This window comes from Halosimplex rarum, from assembly GCF_047715405.1.
In the GTDB taxonomy this organism is placed as follows: Archaea; Halobacteriota; Halobacteria; order Halobacteriales; family Haloarculaceae; genus Halosimplex; species Halosimplex rarum.
Genome location: NZ_CP180412.1, coordinates 1,364,091 through 1,383,320 on the forward strand (window position 1 = coordinate 1,364,091; position 19,230 = coordinate 1,383,320).

Sequence of the window (19,230 nt, forward strand, 5' to 3'; positions counted from 1 at the left end):
GGCGAATCAGCCGGCGTCCATGTACCCCAGATCCTGGAGCTGTTCTTCGAGTTTCTGGTCCACGTCGGCCCGCTCGACGTCGGCGCGGGTGTCGCCCTCTTCGAAGCTCACGTCGGCGTCGCGGGCGACGAACGTCTTCTCGTAGTCCCGCCAGGCAACGGTCGCGGTGTCGTGCCAGGGGGCGATCGTGACCGCGTACTCCGAGTCGGCTTCGAGCAGGTTCGTCCCGTGCCACGACGTGGGCGCGTCGACGCCGACCGATTCGACGAGCGTCGGCGGGATGTCGAGCAGGCTCATCGGGCCCTCGGCGTCGATCCCGTCGAAGAGGACAGGGACCTTCGTCTGGAAGTCGGCGACCGACCGCTTGTGGCCCTGGTGGAAGTAGAAGCCGTCCTCGCCGAACCCCTCGCCGTGGTCGGAGGTGAAGGCGAAGATCGGATCGCTGTCGATCTCGGCGAGCAGGTGCGCGACGTCGTCGTCGGCGCGGCGGACGGCGTCGCGGTACTTGCCCTCGATCGCGGCTTCCTCCTCGTCGGTGAGCTGCTCGGGCTTGAAGAAGGCCTTCTGGTCGAGTTCCTTCGACATGGCGTCGTCGCCGACGCCGTAGGGGCGGTGGGTCTCCATGAGGTGGACCCAGAGGAACCGCGGCGGCTCGGCGTCGTTGAACTCATCGATGGCCCGCTCGATCACCTCGCGGTCGCGGGGCCGGTTCTCGCTTTTCGCCTGCGGGGGGTAGATCTTGTAGTAGATCCACCGGAGGGCGTCGATGGAGCCGAGGTACTGCCGGAGCTTGCTCCCGCGGTTACCGGGCTCGACGAACGTCTCGAAGTCGTCGAAGCCCCTGTCGAAGCCGAAGCGAGCGTCGGTGTTGGGAGTCGGCGCGTACCCGAGACAGGTGTAGCCGGCCTCCGAGAGCACCTCCGCGATGGTGGGCGAGACCACCTCGGTGGTGATGGCACCGCGGTAGTTCGCCGAGAGGAGACTCGCCAAGCTGGGGCGGGTGTAGTGGCTGCCCGTGACACCGGTCTGGACCGGGAGATCCGAGAGGGACTCCAGCGCGTCCGCGTAGTCGCGCCGGACGGAGTCGGCGGTGACGAGAACGATGTCTTCCATTACCGGAGTATCCCCTGAAACGGGCAAGTATTTTCGGATCCGGATCCCCGTCGGTCGCGGGATCGCCGGATCAGGTCCCGACGAGCGTCAGCACCTTGGCGCGGATCTTCGTCGACAGGACCAGGATGATCGCGCCGTAGACGGCCGCGCCGAGGAACACGGCGGCGACCGTCGCGAAGACGTTCCGGGGGAGAAACGGGAGCGTCGACCGGACGACGGCCGCCATCGCGACGCTCGCGACGATCTCGTACCCGATCTCCACGAGGGGGACGTCGATCGCGCCGACCTCGCCCCGGAGTTCGTACCACGACACGGCCAGGTACACCGTCGTCGAGGCGAGCGTGGCGAAGGCTGCGCCGTACCAGCCGATCAGGTAGACGAGCAGGAAGTTCAGCGAGATGTTCGTCGCGAAGAAGGCCGCGTTGACGCGGAACGCGATCTCCGGGTAGTCGAGGCCGTTCAGCGTGTTGACGAACTGGCTGCCGAACGCGTGGACCGTCCGCGCGGCGATGAGGATGACGAGGACCGTCGCCCCGGCGGCGAACTCGCTGCTGTACACTTCGAGGATCCGGTCGCCGATGACCAGCGCGCCGAACGCGCCGGGGATCAGGAACACGCCCGCGAACAGGAGGCCGTCGCCGACCAGACTGCGGGCGCGGTCGTAGCGCTCGTCGGTCCCCAGGTCGCTCAGCTCCGGGAACAGCGTCGTGCCGATGGACTTGCTCGTCAGCGCGAGGAACGAGGCGAGCGTCCACGAGGCCTGATAGATCCCGACCTGACTGTCGCCGACGAACAGGCCGAGCACGAGGATGTCCATCCACGTCAGCGCCAGCCCCTGCAGGTTACCCAGCCACGAGTACTGCGCGTACCGGCGCAGGTCGTCGAAATCGCCCAGGTCGGGGATCGTCAGGTGCCGTCGCAACAGGACGAGTCCGATGAGGCCGAAGACGGTCAGCGAGGCGAGGTGGCCCGTGACCAGGCCGATAACCATCGCCCCGCCGAGTACGAACGCGAGCTGGCTCGCGAGTCGGAGGATCTGTTCGGCGGTTCCGAGCCAGCCCGACACCGCCACGCGTTTGCGGCCGACGAACCCGCTCTTGACGTGGTCGAACACCATGTTCGCGGCCAGCAGGAAGACGAGCAGGTGGGCGGCGTCGGCGTTCAGGTAGCTGTCGACGTACGACTCGAAGAGGAAGACGACGGCGCCGACGAGCAGGCCGTACCCGAGGGCGACGACGAGGCCGGCGCTGAAGTGACCGGTCACGTCCTCCGTCTCGGACATCCGCTTCGAGACGGCCGTCTTGATGCTGTTGCTGGGCAGCTTGAGCCAGAACAGCAGCGCGAGGACCTGGGAGTAGACACCGAGGCCCGCCGCGCCGAAGTAGCGGGCGGCGAGCAGCGTCGTCCCGAACCCCGCGAGCGACCGCGCTACCTGGGCGGCGAAGTGCAGTACGGCGGTTCGGTCGCGACGCATCGCTTTGGGTAGATTGCTGGCCGGCCAATAATAGGTGCGGTTCCTACCGCAGATAGCCGAGGTCGGCGAGCCGGTCCTCCACGTCGTCCTCGACGTCGCGACCGGCCGCGCTCCCGAGCCTGACGCCCTGGGGCTCCAGCGCGTCGAAGGCCTCCGCGACGACCCCGCCGTCGCTGTCGGCCCGTCGAACGGTCCGCTGGGCGTCCGGAACCCCGAGTTCGATCGCGTCGTCGCCGCGTCTCGCGTACTTCACGACGCCGTCCTCGGTCTCCCGGTAGACCGCCCGCCAGGGACCAAAGTACGGCTCGCGTTCGGGCTCCGGGAGCGAGAGTTCGTTTCCCGGTGGCTTGATGCGGAACGTCGAGCTGAGGACGTCGCCTTCCGGGACGAACGCGTCGGCCGGATCGTCGCCTTCGATGGTCGCGTCGACTACGTCGGGAAACCGCGTGAGCGACGCCGGTGCTTCGACGGTCCGTCCGCCGTCGCCTCCGGGCGACCTGACGAGCAGCGGGACGTGAGTGAGCACCTCGTCGATCCCCCAGCTGTGGTGGCGGAGCCGCACGTCCGTGTCGAGTTCCGTCCGCTCGCCGAACCCCTCGCCGTGGTCGCTCGTCACGACGACCGTCGTCTCGTCGAGGAGCCCGCGCTCGTCCATCGCTTCGACGAGTCGCTCGACGGCGGCGTCGGCCTGCCGAATCGTTCCGTCGTAGAGCGGTTCGAGCGCGGCGAGGTGGTCCCAGAACGCGTCGGTGAACGGCTCGGGAACCTCGTCGTCGTGGACCCGCTCGCGGGCGCGCTCGGCGGCGTCGTCGCTCCAGTTGTCGTACTCGGGGTCGGGCTCGAACGGCGTGTGCGAGTCCATGAGGTTGAGACAGGCAGCCCACGGACCGCTGCGCTCGTCGACCCACGAGAGGAACTCGTCGACGTACACGTCGCCGCCTTCGGACGTGGGGTCGTGCGAGCCGCCGCGCGATTCGAGTTTCTTGTAGACGCCGTTGAGCAGCGACCGGATCGGCTTGTCGTGGCCGAGCGCCTCCCTGGCGTACTCCTTCGGGGAGAGCCGGCCCTGCACGTCGAGCGGCGCGAGGGCGTCGTCGAACAGGCGGAACTTCGCCCGCTTCGGCCCGACGCAGGTGTCGAAGACGTCGGCCAGGTTCGAGGTCTGGGCGACGATGACGTTCGGCGTGAACAGCCCGGTCTCGTACCCGTGTTCCGCGGCGATCCGGTGCCAGACCGTCGTCTCCGGCCTGACGAACGACTTGTGCTCGGTGACGTCGTGTTCCTCGGTGTGATAACCCGTGAAGATGCTCGCGTGACTCGAGATGCTGTGGACGCTCGGCGCTCGGGCCTGTTCGAACGTGACCGCGTCGTCGGCGAACTCGGAGAGGAACGGCGTGGTCTCGTTGTCGTGGCCGTGGAGACTGCAGTTGCGCGCCCGGGCGCTGTCGAGAATCACGAGCAGTACGTTTGGCGGGTCCATCACTCGGAGAATGGGTTGACCGCAACGGAATTTATATTACGTGGTTCCTGGCCGGTCGGTTCTCCGTCGATCGGCGGGCGATAGTAGCGTCGATGGGCGGGCGATAGAAGGATAGAAGGTTAGTCGCGGCCCCGCGCCAGCTCCGCGTACACGTCGAGGTGCGTCTGGACCGCGTTGTCGAGCGACAGCGGCATCTCCTCCATCGTCTCGAGCCCGCGCTCGACCTGGGCCTGGTAGTACTCGGGGTCGCCGGTCAGTTCGCGGACGGTCTCCAGGACGGCCTCGGGCGTCCGGTCGGCCCAGACGTACGTCCCGCGGTCTTTGAACAGGTCGACGATGTGGCCCTGGGCGGTCGAGATCATCGGCGTGCCGCAGGCGATGGATTCGAGACCGACGTTGGAGGTCTTGTCGTTCCTGCGGGGCGCGACCGTCACGTCGGCCACGTTGTAGTACGCCGGCAGGTCCTTGTTGTCGACGAACCCCTCGAACTGCAGGTCGTCGCGGTCGCGGAAGACGTCGGCCATCTCGCCGTCGCCGGCGACGATGATGCGGATATCGTCCTCGTCGCGAGCGAGCCGCGCCATCTCGTCGACGAGCCCGGCGCCCTGCTCCTCGATGAGGGCGCCGACGTAGAGGACGACCGTTTCGTCCTCGTCGATGCCCCACTCGCGGCGTAGCTCCTGGACTCGGTCATCGTCGTACTGGTAGAACCGATCCGTGTCGATGGTGGCCGTGCAGACGGCCGTGTCGTAGCCGGAGTCGTCCCAGAGCTTGTTGTGTTCGAGGACCTTGATCTTCTTGTCGACGCGGAGCAGGCGGCCGAGATACCGGTGGAAGGCCGAGGGCTGTAGCCCGGGGCCGACCCCGCCGACGAGCGGGCCCCAGTAGACGAGGCGGACGAACAGCACCTGGTACATGTTGACCGGGACGTGGACGACGTCGGCGTCGGCGAACGCTCGCCGCGTCGTCGCGAGCGTGGAGAGGGGGTCGTCGAGGGAGATCGGGTGTACCGTCGCCGGCCCTCTGACGTTCTCGGGTTCGTTCGTCAGGACCACGACCTCGTGGTCCGACTGCCTCGCTACCGCTTCGATGATGTCGGCGGCCCGGGTCCGGGGACCGGTGCCCGAGAGACGATAGCAGAAGTAGCCGACCTTCATGCCAGAGTGGAGTCCTATCACGCTCAAAAGTGTTCTCATCGGGCGAGAGCGCACGCGACGGCGGATCGCGAGCCGTTCGGGGGCGGCGTGCGAGCGACGCACGACGGCACGCGAGCGATGCGCGGCAGCGATCCAGCCACAGCGGACGGATCCAAACGAATTTCTCTCTGGACCAAGAACCGCGGATCAATGACAGTCGTCGTGCTGGGCATCGACGCGCTGGACCCGGACCTCGTCGATCCGGACGCCCACCCGAACCTGACCCTCGCCACCCACCGCTCCATCGAGACCATCGAGAGCGTCGCGGGCGAGCCGAGCACGCACGAGCTCTGGCCGACGATAATCACCGGGCTCCGCCCCGAGGAACACGGCCTCACGCTCGACGACGACGGCGTCGCCTGGGGCAACCCGCTCCTCGAACTCGGCAGCACCGTCGCCGACTTCGTCCTGCCCGACGCCCTCCAGACCCGCATCGGCGCCTGGCTGCTGACCAACACCGGAGCCGACGCCTTCCGCACGCCGGCGACCTACTACGACGAGAACGGCATCGAGACCCTGTTCGACGGCCGCGAGGCGACGGCCATCGGCGTGCCCAACTACGTCGTCGACCCCGACAGCGAGGACCGCGAGCACAACCTCCGCCGGTCACTGGGCGACCTCTTCGAGCGGGACCCCGACGCGACCGGCGGCCACACCTCGGCCGACCCCTACGAGTTCTACGAGCAGTGCCTGGAGATGGCGATGGTCCGCATCGCCCGCGCCCGGCGGGGCCTCCGGGGCGGCCGTTACGAACTCGTCTTCGCCTACACGAGCGGGCTCGACCTGGTCGGCCACGTCACGTACGACCTGCCGGCCCTCCAGCGATCGGCCTACGACGAACTCGACGAGTTCGTCGGCGAGCTCCGCGACGACCTCGACGAGGGTGACGAACTCCTGCTCGTCAGCGACCACGGCCTGCAGGACGGCGTCCACACCGACGAGGCGATGGTGGCCGGCACCGACGAGGCGATGGTCGAGGCGATCGGCAGCGTCGTGGACGTGCGAGCGGCGATCGAGGCGGAACTGCGCGGTGGCGACCACCGAGGCGACCGCGAGGAAGGTACGTTCTCGGAGGCCGGCGCCGCGGAGGTCAAGGGACAGCTCGAAGATCTGGGGTACATGTAATGGCTCCGAACATCCTCTTCCTGGTTATCGACGCGCTGCGCATCGACCACTGCTCGACCTACGGTTACGAGCGCGAGACGACGCCGACGATGACGAGGCTGGCCGAGGAGGGGGTCCGCTACGACCACGCCTTCGCGCCGTCGATCTGGACGCCGACCGTCCACGGCGCGATCTTCACGGGCAAGTACCCCTCCCACACCGGCATCTACGGCAACTCGCTGGGGATCCCCGACGACCTGGAGACGCTGCCCGAGGCGCTCAAGCGGCAGGGCTACCGGACCTTCGCCGCCAGCGCCGGCGCGCACATCCGGAAGAGCCGCGGGTACGCCCGCGGCGTCGACGACTACGTCGAGACGCGCCGCATCGGTGCGGATCTGGACTTCGCACAGAAGGTCCTGGGCGACCGTTCGTTCGCCAAACAGGTCGGGTTCACGCTCACGCGGGGCCCCGACGACAAGACCCGCTACAAGTACGACCGCCTGGAGCGGTTCGTCGACGACGCCGCCGACGACGGCGACCCCTTCTTCGGGTTCATCAACGCCAAGACGGCCCATCAACCGTTCAACCCCCCGCGGCCGTACAAGCAGATGTTCACCGAAGGGCTTGAACGGCCGCGCTGGGAGTTCCTCGAACGCGCCATGGAGGCGCTCGGCAGACGGGCCCAGGACCTGCCCGGCCACGACATCGAGAAGCTCAGGCAGGTGTCCCACAGCGGCGGCGACGGCGTCTTCGCCGGCGAGGTCGAGATGAGCGAGGAGGAGTGGGCCGTCATCGAGGCGTGGTACGACGGCGCCGTCCGCTACCTCGACGACCTCGTCGGCGAGCTGATGGCGTTCCTGGAGTCGAAGGGCGTCTACGAGGACACGATGGTCGTCGTCACCTCGGACCACGGCGACAACTTCGGCGACCACGGCGGGCTCACGAGCCACATCTTCTCGCTGTACGACACGCTCCTGCACGTCCCGCTCGTGATCAAACCGCCGCGGTCCGGATCCGGATCTGGGTCCGTGGCTGGGGACAGCGCGGCCGGCGACGCCGCGCCCGCCGGGAAGCGTATCGACAACCAGGTGTCGCTGGTCGACCTGCACCCGACCTTCCTCGAAGCGGCCGGGGAGACGCCGCCCGACTACGACCTCACCGAGAGCCTGCTGGGCTTCGAGGACCGGCGTTACCACGACTACACGTTCGCCGAGTACGCGGGCTTCGACGGCCCCATCGAGCGGCTCCAGCGCAAGTACCCCGACTTCGACGCGACCCGCTTCGCCCGTCCGCTGCAGGCGGTCCGCGACGACGAGCACAAGCTCATCGTCACCGGCCCGCTGAACGGGGAGCACGACCGGGAACTGTACGCCTGGCGCGAGGACCCCGGCGAGGACCGCGACCTCCTCGGCGAGCGGACCGACGTCGCCGACGAGCTGCTGGGCGTCATGCGCGACACGCTCGAACCGCTGGACGACGCCGGCGAGTTCGAGGCGCCCGACGACGAGGAGCTCGAAGAACAGCTCAAAGACCTCGGCTACCTGTGATGTGGCCCGGCGTCACGCGGTTCTCGCTGGTCTGCCTGCGCTTCGACGACTACCACCAGGACGTCGACAACGAGACGTGGGTCGACGTGCTCTCGCGATACGACGACCGGGGCCTCCGCGGCGTCGTCGCCGTCTGCCCGAAGTTCGAGGGAGAGCGACTCAGCGCCGACGTGGTCGAGTTCCTGCACGAACTGGAGGCGAACGGCTGGGAACTCGCTCAGCACGGCTACGAGCACGAGGACGTCGGCGAGGGCCGCGGCGGCCCGCTCTACGACGACCGCAGCGAGTTCGCGGGCCTGGACTACGACGAGCAGAACAGGCGGATCGGCGCGGGACGTGACATCCTCGAATCCCACGGCATCGAGCCGACGACGTTCATCCCGCCGTGGCACGAGTACGACCGGACGACCGCCCGCGCGCTCGCGGCCAACGGCTTCGACTGCATCAACGAGGGCCGCTGGCCGGTCCCGCGCACGGTCGAGGGGGTCACCCTCGTTCCGACGCACGTCCCGGCGATAACGCCGTACATGGTCGGCGCCGGCGTCGTGACCATGGTCTCCCACCCGCAACTCGAGGACTACCCGATGAAGAACGCCGACGCCGTGGCGGGGTACGAAGACAGGATTCAGACGCCGTCAGAAGTCGTCGACTGGTGGAGAAACCGCTCGAAGACGGGTCGACTCGTCGACGCGGCGGAGCCGCTGTACTCGCTGTACTCGCACTGAGACGGCGACGACGCCGGCCGGCGCCGGCTCGGCTACCCGCTCACTCCACGTAGCCGAGCGCTTCGAGTTTCTCCTGTACGCCCTCGGCGGTGTCGTCGGCCTCGACGGGCGGCGCCTGCTCGAAGACGACCCACGGGACCTCGACGAGCGGGCGGACGTGGACGCGGTTGGGGTGGCCGTAGAGCTTCCAGTCGCGCCAGCGGCCGAACGTCTCGCCGTGGTCGGCGGTGACGACGACGGTCAGGTCGCGGTCGACCCACTCGCCGATCGTCGGGAGGATCGCCTCCCACGTCGCTTCGACGGACGCGTGGTAGCCGGCGATGGCCCGCTCCATGTCGACGTGACCCGAGGCCATCGCGACCTGCGGCGAGAGCTTGTCCTCGTCCTCGCGCCCGGGGTTGCGCCGCCACACGTCCACGTCGGGGAACGCGGGGATCCAGGTGTCGCCGACTTCGGCGACGTAGGGGGCGTGGGGCGGCAGGAGGTGCGCGACGACGGGGCGGTTGCCGTCGGCGAGGAAGTCGTCGGCGGCGTCGAGCACCGGTTCGGGCAGGACGTTGCCCAGTCGGTCGTTCCAGTGGTCCTCCCAGACGTGGTCGACCTCGGCGGCGCCGACGTCGAAGTTGGCGTAGTTGACGTTCCCGGTGGCGACGTAGCTGTCTTCGAGAACGCCGGAGCGCCCGCACTCTTCGAGCCAGTGGCCGGTGGCGCTGCCGGGGGAGCGACAGCGCTCGACCGGCCAGTGGGTCACCCGCTGGAGGGCGTCGTAGCGGCAGGCGTCGAGGACGACGAGCACGTCCCAGTCGGTATCGACGAGGCGGTCGTGCTGGTCGGGCCGCTTCGTCACCGACGATATCTGCTGGAGCGCCCACTTGCGCGCTCGATAGGCCAGCGGTTCCGCCGTCATGGCTCCGCGTTTTTCCGGCCCCTCGATAAACCGTTCGGTGTGCGACCGCCGTCGGCCCGGAGTCGCGACAGGTCCGCGAAGTGGAGCCGGCCGGAGTTCACGTCCGCTCGACGTGTTCCTCGTAGAGGTCGGCGAGCGCTTCGACCGTCCGCTCGGCCTGATACTCGGGCGCTCGCTCGACGGCGTTGCGGATGTACTCCTCGCGGCTGCGGTGGAACTGCTCGATGCCGCGGCGGACGCCCGACGGCGAGCGGTCGACGTAGATCGCGGTGTCGTCGCTGGCGTACTCGTTGATGCCGAGTTTGTCGGTGGCGACGACGGGCGTCCCGCAGGCCAGCGCCTCGACGATGGTGTTCGGGCCGTGTTCGTCGACGGAGGGCATCACGTAGCAGTCGGCCTGCTGGTAGTATCTGGGGAGCTCCGAGCGGGAGACGAACCCCTCGACGTCGACCCGATTGGCGAGTCCGGCGTTGGTGATGCGGTCGCGTTGGGCGTCGCCGGTCCCGACGACGGTCGCGTGGAAGTCGATGTCGTTGGGGATCTGCGAGAGCGCGTCGAGGAAGATATCGTACCCCTTGTACTCGGAGAGGTCGCCGAGATACAGCAGGTGAGTGGGCCGGTCCGGGTCGCGGTCTTCCGGGCGAGCGCGGCGGCCGGGCTGGAACGCCGATGAGACGCCCGGGGGGATCGTCTCGACGGTCCGCGCGCCCAGTTTCCGGACGTTGTCGGCGTGGTAGCGACTGAGCGCGACGACGGTCGGGTCCTTGGCGAGCGTGAGGAGGCCCCGCCGGAGGCGGTAGCGCAGCCGGTCTTTCCGGCCGGCAGCCCCGTCCTGGGTCCAGCGGTCGCCTTCGCGGCCGGGGAAGTACCCCTGCACGTCGGGCCCGAGGACGGGCGACCGCCTCGACATCGCGAGCGCGACGGGGTAGGCGACGGTGTCGAGCGTGAGCACGTGAACGATATCGGGGTCGGCCCGCCAGAGGTCGCGGAGGGCCCGCGGTGCGTTGAGGGCGAACTCAGCGGTATTGAGCGGCGATCCCCAGAGGTCGGTCGCGTCGCCGAGGGCGCCGTGGGGCGGCGAGGAGAGCGTCTCGTCGGCGTTGCTCGCCGTCAGCGCGACGACCTCGAAGTCGAAGGGAGGGTCGTCCATGTCCCGGAGCGTGTGGACCCAGTCGTGGAAGCGCCCGAACCGCCCGTCGACCGCGCCATTATAATACGTCGTCAGGTACGCGACCTTCACGCGGCCACCTATCCCGCCGGTGGTATTAGTAGTTGACCGCTCGCGGCCGGCGCGAGAACAGTGTCGGGCCGGCTCGACCCGGTGGGTCCGCTCGGTCAGGCGTCGTCCGGGTACGCCTCGCGGGTCTCGTGCTCCCAGATCAGGTCGAAGTAGCGCATGAGTCCCGCGACGAAGGCCCCGTTGTCGGTGATCGCAGCCTGGCGCATGTGGTTGGGCACGTCTTCCTCCTCGACGAGCAGGATGGCCGAGCCCGTCTCGTAGTCGAGGCTCGGGTCGGCGACGTTGCCGCGGAACGGGAGCTTCCCGGTCGAGAAGCGGATCTCGACGGAGGGGTAGTCGGTCCGGATGCGCTCGACGATCCCGCGCTGGATCGCCGGTTCGTCGCGCGGTTCGGTCGAGAGGAACTCGGGGACGAGCATCAGGATGGAGATCTCGACACCGCGGTCCAGCGCGTCGGCGAACGCCGGTTCGACGGAGTCGAAGTACTCGAAGCTCTTGGTGACGACGCAGACGCGCTCGTCGGCCTCGTGGTAGAGCCGGCGCGTCTCGCGCTCGCTCGGTTCGCCGACGTCGACGACGTGGAACAGCTCTTCGGTGGGGGTGATGTCCTCGCTGGCCTGCTCGTAGCGCGGTCGGAACTCCGCGAGGAAGTCCTCGCGGAAATCGTCGACGATGGCGGCGAACTGCTCGTAGTCCTGGCGGCTGTTCTCGACGGCGCGATCGAGGATCGTCTCCGGCGGCTTCGGCTGGTACTCCTTCGGCCGGCCGGGGATGATCTTGATGAACCCGCGGTCCGAGAGCGATTCGAGGACGCCGTATATCCGCGCTTTCGGGATGTCGGTCGCCTCGGCGAGGTTGGGCGCCGTCGTCGGACCGAGGGTCAGCAGCTCCCGAAGCGCCGTCGCCTCGTACTCGGTCAGCCCCAGCGTGTCGAACCACCCGGTGTCCTCGCCGCTCATGTCTCCCTCCTTGCGCCGCCGCCTCAAAAGGGCGCCGAAAGGTTATTAACCGATGGGCGTGTGGTTACTCACTAACTGAGTAACTATGGCCGAACTAAACCGCGCGGACGGCGACCACGTCGACGAGGGTGACGACGAGGCCGAGGTCGAACGATCGGAGACCGAACACCTCGAAAACGTCGAGGACGGCTGTGGTTGCACGGAGATCTGGGAGCACCTGAGCGACCAGCGCGCCGAGGACTGACCGGCCGTCGCGTCCGCGGGGGCGGCCCGCCACCGGCCAGCGCGAAAACCGCTGGACCACGTGCTCGGCGGGCCGAACGGGGAACCTTTTTCTCCGGCAACGTCGAAGCGGGGACGATGGTCGAGTACGACGACGTCTGCGTGCTGGTGCCCACGCTCAACGAGTCCGAGACGATCGGACCAGTCGTCGAGTCGTTCAGCGCAGAGGGGTTCGAGAACATCCTCGTGATCGACGGCGGCTCCACCGACGGCACCCAGTCGATCGCCGAGGAGAAGGGGGCGAGAGTCGTCCAGCAGCGCGGTTCCGAGGGGAAAGGCGAGGCGCTGCAGGAAGGCTTCGAGCTCACCGACGCGCCCGTCGTTCTGATGCTTGACGGCGACCAGACGTACCGCGCGGAAGACGCGCGGGCGATGCTGGAACCCATCTTCGAGGGGAGAGCCGACCACGTCATCGGCGATCGCTTCGCCGACATGGAGGCCGGCGCGATGACCCGGCTCAACCAGTTCGGCAACCGCGTCATCAACTGGGCGTTCAGCGTCATCCACGGGCGGGACTACCAGGACATCCTCAGCGGGTACCGGGCGCTCACTCGCGAGTCGATCGACCGCATCTCGCTGACGGAGGACCACTTCGGCATCGAGACGGAGATGGCCGTCGAGTGCGTCAAGCACAACGTCCGGACGGAAGTCGTTCCGATCCGGTACCTGGCCCGTCCGGACGAGTCCGAGACGAACCTCCGGCCGTTCCGCGACGGCGCCGACATCATCCTCACGCTGTACAAGATGGCGAAGACGAACAACCCGCTCTTCTACTTCGGGAGCGTCGGCGTCGTCAGCACCGTCGTCGGCCTCGTCCTCGGCGCCTACGTCGCCTACGAGTGGATCACCGTCCCCAAGACGTCGCACGAAGTGCTCGCGTTCCTCGGCGCGTCGGCGATCCTCTTCGGCGTGCAGTTGCTGATGTTCGGCGTCCTCTCGGACATGATCGTCACGGTCAACCGCGAGCAGACCCGGCAGCTCGAAGACCTCGCCCAGCGGCTGACCGACGACGGCGAACTCGGGACGGTCGGCGGTGTCACGAGCGGGAGTTCGACGCCGAAAAGCGAGACGACCGCGGCGGACGCCGAACGGAGTGGCGCATCAGGGGCAGGCCCGGAGCCGACCGACGCGTCCGGGACGGACCCGAAGTCGACGGACCGCTCCCGAACGGGAGAGCCCTCGCAGCCGGAACAGGGGTAGCCGGGCGGTCGCGGCCCGGGGTTTTCAGAAGGGGACGAGCCCGCGGAGCTGTCTGAGCAGGCTCGTCGAGGCCGCCTGGCGCTTGCGCTCGAAGACGGGATGCAGCGCGTTGAGCAGGTCCGCCTCGGAGTCGAACGACTCGCGGTCCGCCTCGGCGAGCGCCTCGCCGAACGACAGCTCGTTCCCGGCCGCGTCGTACGGGACCCTCGTGTCCCCGAACTGCGCTTCGAGTTCGTTCGCCGAGACGGGAAAGTCGACGTCCGCGTCCGCGACCCGCGCGTCGAGAGCCGCGATCCCGAACTCGACGACGTCCGGTTCCTCGTCCACGTCGTTCGACGGTGGCCGCACTCCCATTGGCGGCCACAACGGCGTCGGGAACCGAAAATCCTGTGCTTACCCGGACCGGTCTGCCGGTCACGGATTCGCTCTCCGAGTCGGCCAGCGTCGACCGAACCACGGGACGGCCGGGTTGAGACGCCACCAAGGATAACTTACCGGCCCACTTTGTGGCGGGTATGTTGCAGTCGCCGTCGACGTCGGTCTCTCGCTGGATTCTCGGGCTGCTTCCCTGGCAACAGATATTCCTCGTGGTCGCGGTCGTCGGGTCGCTGGCGGTGGCTCGATACCTCGCGCCCGGGGACCGCCGGTGGGGCGACCGCTTCCGGCGACGGTGGGTGCTCGGCGTCCCCTGGGGCACGCTTCTGACGGTTCTCTGCGTTCTGCTCGTCTACTGGGTCGTCCAGGGCGGGTGGGCCCACCCGCGAAATCCGATGGTCATCCCTTTCCGGTCGTGGTCGTACTTCTACCCGCTCGGGACGCTCGTGGCCGGGTTCGCGCACAACGGCGTCGGACACATCACCGGCAACCTGACGGGGACGCTCCTGTTCGCGCCGATCGTCGAGTACTACGTGGGCCACTACCCAGACGAGCGCGGCTCGGAGTCGTTCGCGACGCCGCTGTCCAACCCGTTCGTCCGCTTGCTGGCCGTCCCGGTCGGGTCGTTCTTCGCGGGGATCTTCACCGGGCTCTTCTCGATGGGACCGGTGATCGGCTTCTCCGGGGTCGTCTACGCCTACATCGGCTTCGCGATGGTCACTCGGCCGCTGCTCACGGTGCTCGTCCTCGTCGCCGAACGGGTCGTCGACCTGGTGTACGCCGGACTGCGGAACCCGATGGTCTCCCGGGAACCGCGGCCGGGGTTCATCTCGCCGTGGTGGGCGGACATCGCGATCCAGGGGCACGCGGTCGGCATCCTGCTGGGGGTCGTCGTCGGGATCGCGCTGCTCGCGCGCCGAGACGACTACCCGAACGCGCTGTACCTCTGGTTCGCCGCGCTGGTCCTCGGCATTCGCCAGTCGCTGTGGGCGATATTCACGCCGGTCGGCGCGAACAGGTACGTTCTCTTCCGGGCGGTCGGTGTGGGGATCGTCTTCCTGTTCGCCGCGCTGATCGCGACCGGCGTGTCCGCGTCGAACCGCTCGCTGCGGCCCCAGCTGAGCGAGTCCGGTTCGGGTCGACTGACCCGCGGCACGGCAGTTCGCGCCCTCGTCGTCGCGCTCGTCGTGCTCAGCGCCGTCGCGGTCCCGTTCGGACTGACGGCCATCTCCGGCGACCTCCCCGCGGACGCCGAGACCGTCGAGGTCCGTGATTACACCGTCACGTACGTCGAGGGCGTCCCCAACCAGTACGTCTCGCTGGTCAACGAGTTCCTCTTCGATGAGTCCCAGGCGATCCGGTCGAGCGGGATCGTCGTCTTCAGCGAGGAACGCCGGGTGTGGATCGAGGCCGTCTCGAAGGGGCAACTCGCACACAGCGGCGGCGCGACGGTCAGAGTGGGCGGACTCGGCTGGCGGCGAGCGGTGTACGCGAACAGACAGGGGTGGTCGCTCGTCGGCAACGGGTCGGCCTACAAGGTCGAACTCCGGGAGGAAGGCGAACAGGGCACACTCGCGTACACGACCGATCGGGTCCGCGCCGCCCCGACGATCGCGGGACGGAACGTCTCTATCGCACCCGGTCCGGATGGGTTCGAAGTCGTCGTCACCGAGAACCAGACCGTGCACGGGCGGGCGCCGATCCCGGTGCAGTCGAACGGAACGAGCGTCGGCGGCCTGACCGTCGAACGAAAGGGCAGGGACCTGTTCGCCGTCCACAACCGGACCAGAGTGCAGGTGGCACAGAAGGCGATTCCGCGCGCGCAGCAGAACTGATCGCGGACCGCAGACGCAACCGGTCGGCGGTCGAGCGCGACCCCCGGCGCTTCAGTCGTCCCAGGCGACCCTGAAGACTTCCACGTCGATCGTCTGGGAGGCCGAGTCGTGGAACTCGAACTGGTGGGGGAGGTCGAGTTCGGCGGCGAACGCGTGGGTGACAGTCCCGCCGTTGTCGGCCGCGAACGACTCCACGAAGTCCTGGCTGCCGGCGTTGTGGATCGAGTAGGAGACGTCGCTGATCTCGGCCGCGGTGGCGAGAAAACCGCGGTCGGCGTGTTCGTTCCCGGACTGGGCGCCGAACGGCGGGTTCATCACGACCGTCGTCGGGCCGTCGGGCGCGAGCGGGACGTTCGTCGCGTCCCCGCGGACCCACTCGACGTCGGCGGCGGCCGCGACCCGGCGCTCGTTGGCACGCGCGGTCGCGAGCGGATCGGGATCGAGGTCGAGGCCCACGACCGTTTCCGGCCCCCGGAGGACCGCCCCCAGCGCGAGCATCCCGGTCCCCGTCCCGAGGTCGACGACGATTCGGTCTTCGATGTCGCCCTGTAGGTCGGCGGTGTGGATCAGGTGCGCCGCGACGTCGGGCGGCGTCCTGTACTGTTCGAGGTCGACCCGCGGGTCCTCGAAGCCCGCAACGACCGCCAGCTGCTGGGCGAGCCGCGTCTTCGTGCTCATGATCCCCTCCGGCGTCGGCGTCCCCTCGCTGCCGTGACAGTCATCGCCTCCTAATTTCTCCCGCGTATCCAAAAACGTTGTTGAATGCCTAATAGTAATTTCCGCGGCGCAGCGCGCGCCGTTCCTTCCTCACCATTTATGTGTTCGGTCGTGTTTGCGACGAGTCATGAGTCTCTTCGTCCCGGTGGTGGGGGCCTTCGCGGTCGCGCTCGTGGCCTGGAGCGCCCTCCGGTACGCCAAGCGCGCCCACGACCACCTCGTCGACGCCCGGGAGAACTGCGAGGCGGCCTGGAGTAACGTGGAGGTGCTGCTCCAGCGGCGCCACGACGAGGTCGGGAACCTCGTGGAACTGGCGGGGGAGTATATGTCCATGGAGCGGGACGTGCTCGCGGGGATCGTCGAGGCCCGCGACAGCGCCATCGAGGCGAACTCCCCCGAGGAGGCGGCACTCGCGGAGGCGGAGATCCGCGATTCGATCCAGGAGTTCTACTCGATCGCCGACGAGTACCCCGAGCTGCGGACCGACGAGAAGTTCGAGGACGTCCGCGACGCCCTGCAAAACGTAGAGCAGCGCCTGGAGAACCGCCGCGAGTACTACAACGACGCCGTCAGACGGTACAACGCCCTGCTGGAGAAGGTGCCCGAGCGCTACGTGGCCGCTCGCCGCGGGTACGAGCCCCGCGAGCCCTTCGAGGCCACTGAGGCCGCCAGAGGCGAGTTCTCCGTCCGCGAGCGTCTCGAAGCCGAATAGATGGTCCTCGGGGTCGTCCTCTACGCGGGGCTCGTCATCGGATCCGGCTTGGGCGTCCTCTGGGGTATCGGCTCGCTCCTGATGGGGTTCGACCGCTACCGCGAGGGGTCCGTCATCCGGGATACGCCTATCTCCGCTCTCGATTCAGTCGCGGCCGGACCCGTCGCCGTTCGCGGGGAGATCGAACCCGTCGGCGATCCCGAGACGCGCATGTACGACTGCCCGGAGTGCGTCGCCTACGAACTGTCAGTCCGGGACTTCGGCAGTGGCGACTCGCGGACGCACGCCGACCGCACTCGGGTGATTCCCTTCGACATCGCGACCGAGGGCGGCTCGATCCGTGTCGACGACGACACGTTCGAGTTTCTCGTCTCCGACGAGCGCGAGTGGAAGCGCGAACGCGAGAGTTACGAGTCGCCCGAGGAGGACCTGTGGCGCTTCGAGCGGTCGTGGGATATCGACGAGCTTCGGACGGGCGACGAGCGGGTCTACGAGGCGACGTACCTCTGTCCCGGGGACGAGGTGTACGCCTACGGCACCGCGGAGATCGACGAGCGGCGGGTGGACGAGACGGACAAACCCCTGGCGCTCACCGACCGCGACGGCACCTTCTTCGTCTCGGACCGGGAACCGGACGCGCTGCTCCGTGAGCGTCGCTTCGCGCTGGCGAAGGAGGTGACAGTGGGCGTCGTGGCCGCGACCGTCTCGCTCACGGCCTTCCTCTGGCTCACCGGCATCGCACAGGTGTTCCTCGGCGCCTGAACGCGTCCGGGTTGGCAACCGGCGCAGATAGCCGCCAACGGACGGCTACTCGCCGGCCGCCGATCGGACCCGGCCGACCGCGCTGCGGCCGAGGAAGACGACGAGTCGCTTGCCGGTCTTGTAGAGGTACCACGCGAGAACGAGCGACGCGGCGATCACGGCCCAGGCCACCTGGTCGGACTGGGAGTCCCAGGGGCCGAGGAAGAACTCGACGACCGGGACGAGGACCAGCACCGCGACGAAGAAGGAGACCGCGAACCCGGCGAGGAAGGCGACGAACCGGCCCGTGTTCGCGGCGTCGTGCAGCAGGCTCTGCCAGAGGTAGTCGGCCTTGCTCTGCTCTCCGGGCGGTTCGTCCCCGCGTTCAGTGGCCTTTCCGTCGTCGCCTGCGGTCGAACCGCTCCCGGCCGACCCGCTCCCCGCCACCGCGCCCTCGACATCCGGCGGCCAGTCGGCGCCGTCGAGCGCCGCGCGGCAGTCGGCGCAGGGCGATTCGTCCGTCAGGTCGAGTTCGCGCACGGTGGGAACGTCCGTGAAGACGCAGCTCCTGTCGTCGCACTGGTCTGCGCCGAGGAGTCTTCCGGCCTGTTTGACAGCCTGCTTGCGGACGCGCGCTTCCGAGAGCGCAGCCTCCGTCTCGCCGTCGGCCAGTCGGGCAGTCGAAAACGCGGCGAATTCGCCCCCGAACTCGCCGACGCCGAAGACGTAGTTGCGCCGTCGCTCGAAGAGGTCGACGTCGGTCACGGCGAGGACGGGGGCGGTTCCGACGAACTCCCGGGCGCCCCGAGCGACGGCGCTCGCCCGGTACTGCTCCCGCGATTCGTCGTCGGCGTCGCTCCGGACGGCCGAAAGCGGGACCGACCCCGGCGCGGTGGTCGCGTCGAAGGCCAGGTGCTCGTCGACGGCGGCCGCCACCTCCGAGACGACCGCCTCGTCGACGTCGCCGACCGCGACGACAGAAAGCTCGGGTGAGTCGCCCGACCTCGCGGGGTGGCGGAGACGGACCCGGCAGTCGTCGGGCAACAGCGGCGAATCGCGGCCTTCGAGTTCCGCGCGGCACTCCTCGCACGGGTCGGGACCGATGCGGTCGAAGTCCGCGGGGTCGTCGGCAACTTCGAACAGGTACCCGTCGCTGCAGGCGCCCATCCCGACGAGGTAGCCGACGTGCTGGGAGGAGACGGTTCGCAGTCGATCGACGAACGACGATTCGCCCAGGCGCGCCGTCGAGACGATCCCGACCGAGCCGCGGCGCATCGCGAGCCCGAACGCCGGTTCGCCGCGGGGCTTCCCGATGTCGGCGTCGGTGACCGCGAGAACGGCGTCACGGCCGCTTTCGCGGCGCGCGTGCCGCGCGAGGTCGAGCCCGTGGTACAGGTCGTCGACCGTCTCGTCGAAATCGGACAGCGACACCCGTCCCGAGTGGATACGCGCGTCGACGGGGATCGTCTGCGTCGCTCCGTCGGCGACGGTTTCGAGCGTCTCACGGTCGACGTCGCCGACCCCGACGATCCACAGCGGCTCCCGGTCCGTCGTGTCACTCCCCCCGAACATCGCTTTCCAGCGAGTTTTCGGGGGCTGATAATAACGCTCCCGGTTCTCCCG

18 protein-coding genes are annotated in these 19,230 nt (G+C 68.5%); 8 read left to right on the forward strand and 10 right to left on the reverse strand.

The genetic code is table 11. The features are described from left to right. Positions 1–6: 6 nt before the first annotated feature. The 4 genes from ACMGFH_RS06620 to ACMGFH_RS06635 all read right to left on the reverse strand — a co-directional run bounded on the left by ACMGFH_RS06620 (position 7) and on the right by ACMGFH_RS06635 (position 5,224). Positions 7–1,113, reverse strand: coding sequence for a sulfatase-like hydrolase/transferase (locus ACMGFH_RS06620; protein WP_415382069.1), 1,107 nt, complete (start codon positions 1,111–1,113; stop codon positions 7–9). Between the two features lie 70 nt (positions 1,114–1,183). Further along, positions 1,184–2,587 (reverse strand): polysaccharide biosynthesis C-terminal domain-containing protein, encoded by a 1,404-nt coding sequence (locus ACMGFH_RS06625; protein ID WP_415382071.1) that lies wholly within the window; start codon positions 2,585–2,587, stop codon positions 1,184–1,186. A 43-nt stretch (positions 2,588–2,630) separates the two neighbouring features. Continuing rightward, on the reverse strand, positions 2,631–4,067 hold the full coding sequence (locus ACMGFH_RS06630) for a sulfatase-like hydrolase/transferase (protein ID WP_415382073.1): 1,437 nt from the start codon (positions 4,065–4,067) through the stop codon (positions 2,631–2,633). A gap of 119 nt (positions 4,068–4,186) precedes the next feature. After that, positions 4,187–5,224: a glycosyltransferase family 4 protein gene (locus ACMGFH_RS06635; RefSeq protein WP_415382075.1), complete on the reverse strand. Its 1,038-nt coding sequence runs from the start codon at positions 5,222–5,224 to the stop codon at positions 4,187–4,189. 189 nt (positions 5,225–5,413) lie between these two features. Here ACMGFH_RS06635 and ACMGFH_RS06640 point away from each other — a divergent pair, with 189 nt between their 5' ends. Genes ACMGFH_RS06640 through ACMGFH_RS06650 form a run of 3 tightly spaced genes read left to right on the forward strand, consistent with a single transcriptional unit; the run spans position 5,414 to position 8,639 of the window. After that, positions 5,414–6,388 (forward strand): alkaline phosphatase family protein, encoded by a 975-nt coding sequence (locus tag ACMGFH_RS06640; protein WP_415382077.1) that lies wholly within the window; start codon positions 5,414–5,416, stop codon positions 6,386–6,388. Continuing rightward, the gene (locus ACMGFH_RS06645) at positions 6,388–7,914 is read left to right on the forward strand and encodes a sulfatase (RefSeq protein WP_415382078.1); all 1,527 of its coding nucleotides are present in this window, start codon (positions 6,388–6,390) and stop codon (positions 7,912–7,914) included. Before ACMGFH_RS06640 ends, ACMGFH_RS06645 begins: the two co-directional genes overlap by 1 nt. Beyond that, positions 7,914–8,639 (forward strand): DUF2334 domain-containing protein, encoded by a 726-nt coding sequence (locus tag ACMGFH_RS06650; RefSeq protein ID WP_415382080.1) that lies wholly within the window; start codon positions 7,914–7,916, stop codon positions 8,637–8,639. The genes ACMGFH_RS06645 and ACMGFH_RS06650 overlap by 1 nt, the downstream gene beginning before the upstream one ends. 40 nt (positions 8,640–8,679) lie before the next feature. Here ACMGFH_RS06650 and ACMGFH_RS06655 read toward each other — a convergent pair whose 3' ends face one another. The 3 genes from ACMGFH_RS06655 to ACMGFH_RS06665 all read right to left on the reverse strand — a co-directional run bounded on the left by ACMGFH_RS06655 (position 8,680) and on the right by ACMGFH_RS06665 (position 11,745). Further along, positions 8,680–9,546, reverse strand: coding sequence for a hypothetical protein (locus tag ACMGFH_RS06655; protein WP_415382081.1), 867 nt, complete (start codon positions 9,544–9,546; stop codon positions 8,680–8,682). A gap of 97 nt (positions 9,547–9,643) precedes the next feature. Beyond that, positions 9,644–10,786, reverse strand: a complete 1,143-nt coding sequence (locus ACMGFH_RS06660) for a glycosyltransferase family 4 protein (protein WP_415382083.1) — start codon at positions 10,784–10,786, stop codon at positions 9,644–9,646. A 95-nt stretch (positions 10,787–10,881) separates the two neighbouring features. Further along, on the reverse strand, positions 10,882–11,745 hold the full coding sequence (locus ACMGFH_RS06665) for a TrmB family transcriptional regulator (RefSeq protein ID WP_415382085.1): 864 nt from the start codon (positions 11,743–11,745) through the stop codon (positions 10,882–10,884). An 85-nt stretch (positions 11,746–11,830) separates the two neighbouring features. Between ACMGFH_RS06665 and ACMGFH_RS06670 the strand changes: the two genes are divergently transcribed. Together ACMGFH_RS06670 and aglJ are read left to right on the forward strand one after the other, a co-directional pair. Continuing rightward, entirely contained in the window at positions 11,831–11,989 is a 159-nt protein-coding gene (locus tag ACMGFH_RS06670; RefSeq protein WP_415382087.1) for a hypothetical protein, read from the forward strand. Positions 11,990–12,105: 116 nt separating this feature from the next. Then, positions 12,106–13,227: an S-layer glycoprotein N-glycosyltransferase AglJ gene (gene aglJ, locus ACMGFH_RS06675; protein WP_415382089.1), complete on the forward strand. Its 1,122-nt coding sequence runs from the start codon at positions 12,106–12,108 to the stop codon at positions 13,225–13,227. Between the two features lie 24 nt (positions 13,228–13,251). On the opposite strand, the gene ACMGFH_RS06680 is transcribed toward aglJ, so the two are convergent. Beyond that, the gene (locus tag ACMGFH_RS06680; RefSeq protein ID WP_415382091.1) at positions 13,252–13,581 is read right to left on the reverse strand and encodes a hypothetical protein; all 330 of its coding nucleotides are present in this window, start codon (positions 13,579–13,581) and stop codon (positions 13,252–13,254) included. Between the two features lie 161 nt (positions 13,582–13,742). Here ACMGFH_RS06680 and ACMGFH_RS06685 point away from each other — a divergent pair, with 161 nt between their 5' ends. Continuing rightward, the gene (locus ACMGFH_RS06685) at positions 13,743–15,437 is read left to right on the forward strand and encodes a rhomboid family intramembrane serine protease (RefSeq protein WP_415382093.1); all 1,695 of its coding nucleotides are present in this window, start codon (positions 13,743–13,745) and stop codon (positions 15,435–15,437) included. Positions 15,438–15,488: 51 nt separating this feature from the next. Here ACMGFH_RS06685 and ACMGFH_RS06690 read toward each other — a convergent pair whose 3' ends face one another. Further along, positions 15,489–16,115, reverse strand: a complete 627-nt coding sequence (locus tag ACMGFH_RS06690; protein ID WP_415382095.1) for an METTL5 family protein — start codon at positions 16,113–16,115, stop codon at positions 15,489–15,491. Positions 16,116–16,281: 166 nt separating this feature from the next. Here ACMGFH_RS06690 and ACMGFH_RS06695 point away from each other — a divergent pair, with 166 nt between their 5' ends. Together ACMGFH_RS06695 and ACMGFH_RS06700 are read left to right on the forward strand one after the other, a co-directional pair. Beyond that, positions 16,282–16,866 carry a LemA family protein gene (locus ACMGFH_RS06695; protein WP_415382097.1) on the forward strand — a complete coding sequence of 195 codons (585 nt, stop codon included), beginning with the start codon at positions 16,282–16,284 and terminating at the stop codon, positions 16,864–16,866. Beyond that, complete coding sequence (locus tag ACMGFH_RS06700; RefSeq protein ID WP_415382098.1) at positions 16,867–17,628, forward strand: hypothetical protein; 762 nt, start codon at positions 16,867–16,869, stop codon at positions 17,626–17,628. 45 nt (positions 17,629–17,673) lie between these two features. On the opposite strand, the gene ACMGFH_RS06705 is transcribed toward ACMGFH_RS06700, so the two are convergent. Next, positions 17,674–19,179: a hypothetical protein gene (locus ACMGFH_RS06705; RefSeq protein WP_415382099.1), complete on the reverse strand. Its 1,506-nt coding sequence runs from the start codon at positions 19,177–19,179 to the stop codon at positions 17,674–17,676. Positions 19,180–19,230 lie beyond the last annotated feature (51 nt).

Bases quoted from the DNA above. Each gene is read 5' to 3' on its own strand.
- ACMGFH_RS06620 (WP_415382069.1), bottom strand. From the start codon at position 1,113: ATGGAAGACATCGTTCTCGTCACCGCCGACTCCGTCCGGCGCGACTAC.
- ACMGFH_RS06625 (WP_415382071.1), bottom strand. From the start codon at position 2,587: ATGCGTCGCGACCGAACCGCCGTACTGCACTTCGCCGCCCAGGTAGCG.
- ACMGFH_RS06630 (WP_415382073.1), bottom strand. From the start codon at position 4,067: ATGGACCCGCCAAACGTACTGCTCGTGATTCTCGACAGCGCCCGGGCG.
- ACMGFH_RS06635 (WP_415382075.1), bottom strand. From the start codon at position 5,224: ATGAAGGTCGGCTACTTCTGCTATCGTCTCTCGGGCACCGGTCCCCGG.
- ACMGFH_RS06640 (WP_415382077.1), top strand. From the start codon at position 5,414: ATGACAGTCGTCGTGCTGGGCATCGACGCGCTGGACCCGGACCTCGTC.
- ACMGFH_RS06645 (WP_415382078.1), top strand. From the start codon at position 6,388: ATGGCTCCGAACATCCTCTTCCTGGTTATCGACGCGCTGCGCATCGAC.
- ACMGFH_RS06650 (WP_415382080.1), top strand. From the start codon at position 7,914: ATGTGGCCCGGCGTCACGCGGTTCTCGCTGGTCTGCCTGCGCTTCGAC.
- ACMGFH_RS06655 (WP_415382081.1), bottom strand. From the start codon at position 9,546: ATGACGGCGGAACCGCTGGCCTATCGAGCGCGCAAGTGGGCGCTCCAG.
- ACMGFH_RS06665 (WP_415382085.1), bottom strand. From the start codon at position 11,745: ATGAGCGGCGAGGACACCGGGTGGTTCGACACGCTGGGGCTGACCGAG.
- ACMGFH_RS06670 (WP_415382087.1), top strand. From the start codon at position 11,831: ATGGCCGAACTAAACCGCGCGGACGGCGACCACGTCGACGAGGGTGAC.
- aglJ (WP_415382089.1), top strand. From the start codon at position 12,106: ATGGTCGAGTACGACGACGTCTGCGTGCTGGTGCCCACGCTCAACGAG.
- ACMGFH_RS06680 (WP_415382091.1), bottom strand. From the start codon at position 13,581: ATGGGAGTGCGGCCACCGTCGAACGACGTGGACGAGGAACCGGACGTC.
- ACMGFH_RS06685 (WP_415382093.1), top strand. From the start codon at position 13,743: ATGTTGCAGTCGCCGTCGACGTCGGTCTCTCGCTGGATTCTCGGGCTG.
- ACMGFH_RS06690 (WP_415382095.1), bottom strand. From the start codon at position 16,115: ATGAGCACGAAGACGCGGCTCGCCCAGCAGCTGGCGGTCGTTGCGGGC.
- ACMGFH_RS06695 (WP_415382097.1), top strand. From the start codon at position 16,282: ATGAGTCTCTTCGTCCCGGTGGTGGGGGCCTTCGCGGTCGCGCTCGTG.
- ACMGFH_RS06700 (WP_415382098.1), top strand. From the start codon at position 16,867: ATGGTCCTCGGGGTCGTCCTCTACGCGGGGCTCGTCATCGGATCCGGC.
- ACMGFH_RS06705 (WP_415382099.1), bottom strand. From the start codon at position 19,179: ATGTTCGGGGGGAGTGACACGACGGACCGGGAGCCGCTGTGGATCGTC.